Here is a 2,411-nt window from a genome sequence, read left to right on the forward strand (position 1 = left end):
GTCACGATGCTCAACGATATTCTGAGCCGGGTGGCCCGGGTGGGGGCCATGCACGCCGGAAACCGTCCCAACCCGCCTGCCGACCGGCCACAACCCTGTCAGGGTAAACCGCCGACCTCGCCGGGCAAGACCATCAAACACAAGAGTTTTCTCGGTGCACTGGCCGGTGCCGTGGCCGGGGCGCTGGTGGCGGCCGCCGTAGCGGCAGCGGCAGTGTTTCTGGTCGGCGTCACCGGCGGACTGGCGGTGGCGGCCGTCGGGGCACTGGCGGTGTTTGCTGCCGGTGACCTGATTTCCGCCGTCACCAACAAGGTGTCGGCGATGGTGGACAGTGCATCACCGGCCTTCGGGCCGGTGGCGTCGGGCTCGGGTAACGTGTTTGTCGAAAAACAGCCCGTCGCCCGCGCCACGAAAGACACCGTCGCCTGCACCAAGCACAACAGCCCGCAACTGATTGCCCAGGGCAGCGAATCCGTGTTCGTGAACGACGCACCGGCCGCCCGTATCGACGATAAAACCGTGTGTGGTGCCACCCTCAAGGAAGGGGCCTCGACGGTATTTTTCGGCTCCGGGCAGGGCACCTATCTGGAGATTGCCGACGAATTCAGCTGGTGGGAAAAGGCGCTGCTGATTGCGGTGGAGTTTCTGGTGCCGCCCAGCCGGGGGATGTTGAAGGGGCTGGGAAAGCTGTTTATCCGTGGTCCCAAGGCAGTACTACGCGGATCCAGAGCCGGGGCAAAGTGGATTGCCGGTCGCCTCGCGGATAAATCATCTTGTGCCAGTAAGGCTTTCAAAGCCAGCAGTGGGTTGACGCGAGCCAAGGCAGCAGTAAAGGCGTTCCTCAAAGACCCGGTTTATATCGCCAGCGGCGAGGTGATTGAATCCCGTACCGATATCGCGCTGGGCCAGACGCTGCCGCTGGTGTTCGAACGCACCTACCGCTCCGCCTCCGGGCATGTCGGGCTGCTGGGCCGCGGCTGGCACGACAGCTGGAGCGAGGTGGCGACGGTAACGCGCGACGGCCTCAACACCCACGTGGTCATCACGCTGGCACAGGGTTACGACATCGATTTTACCTTCCATCAGGACGTACAGGCGGTGTACTGCCCGCACTACCCTGAATTTACCCTGCACCGCCGGGGCGAGGGTTTCAGCCTGTGGCACCGCGACCAGCAGACCTGGCGCGACTTTAGCGTGGTGCAGGGCGAGCGCCGGTTGCTGTCGGCCATTCACGATACCCACGACAACCGCATCGAACTGGTGCGCGACCCGAAAGGCTACCTGCGCCAGGTGCGCCACAGCGACGGCGTCACCCTGCTGCTGGTGTGGCGGGGCGAGTACCTGCACCAGATACAACGCATCGATGGTGGCCAGAAGACGTTGCTGGCCGTGTACCGCCAGGACGAACAGGGCCGACTGGTGGAAGCGGACGCCACCCACGCCTATCACCTCTATTACGAGTACGACACCGTCCATCGGCTGACCCGCTGGCACGATAAGGACCAGACCTGGGCGCGCTACGAATACGACGCACAGGGGCGCTGCGTCTATACCACCTGCGCTGACGGTTTCCTGACCGCCCGCTTCGACTACCTGCCCGACCGGGTGGTAATGACCGACGGCCTCGGCCAGCGCAGCGAATTCGGTTTTAACGACCTGCACCTGATGAGCTGGGAAAAATCCCCGCTCGGTCACGTCACCCGCTATGACTACGACGAGGTTGGCAACCTGCTGCGGGAAATCTCGCCCGCCGGTCGGGTGGTCGAATTCGGCTATCTGGACGATACCGGGCGGGTCAGCACCTTTACCGACGCCAGCGGCCACCAGTGGCAGTACGATTATGACGACGCGCTGCGGCTGTGCGGCGTCACCGACCCGCTGGGACGCGAGTGGAGCTGGGCGTATGACGCCGAGGGTAACCCGGAGCGACTCACCGGTCCGGACGCCAGCGAGGTCCGATTCACCTGGAACCGCTACGGCCTGCTAACCCAGGTCAGCGACGCCGCCGGTGAGGTGCAGGCCCGGTTACAGTACGACCACCGCCAGCGGCTGCTGAGCACCACCGACGCCGAGAGCCGTACCCAGCAGTTACGTTACGACGGGCAGGACCGGGTGGTGCAGTGGCAACGGGCGGACGGTGCCCGTTTCCGGCTCGGTTACCGCCGGGCCAGCTGGGCGCTGCCGGAGCAGCTGATACGCCCGGATGACAAGGAAGAGCAGCGCCAGTACGACCGCCACAACAACCTGCTGAGCTACGTGGACGGCAACGGCGCGCTGTGGCGTCAGACCTTTGGCCCGTTCGACCTGCTGACCGCACGCACCGACGCCGAAGGTCGCACCTGGCACTACGCGTACGATAAAGAGAGCCAGCAACTGACAACGGTTATTGCCCCGGACGGCAGCCGCTGGCA

Annotated in this window: 1 protein-coding gene; it reads left to right on the plus strand. The window is 64.6% G+C overall.

The features are described from left to right. Positions 1-6 precede the first annotated feature (6 nt). On the plus strand, positions 7-2,411 hold a 2,405-nt coding region (locus tag FAZ14_RS20155; RefSeq protein ID WP_194287089.1), incomplete at its 3' end, for a DUF6531 domain-containing protein.

The sequence above is a fragment of the Dickeya oryzae genome (genome assembly GCF_009372235.1).
Taxonomy (GTDB): domain Bacteria; phylum Pseudomonadota; class Gammaproteobacteria; order Enterobacterales; family Enterobacteriaceae; genus Dickeya; species Dickeya oryzae.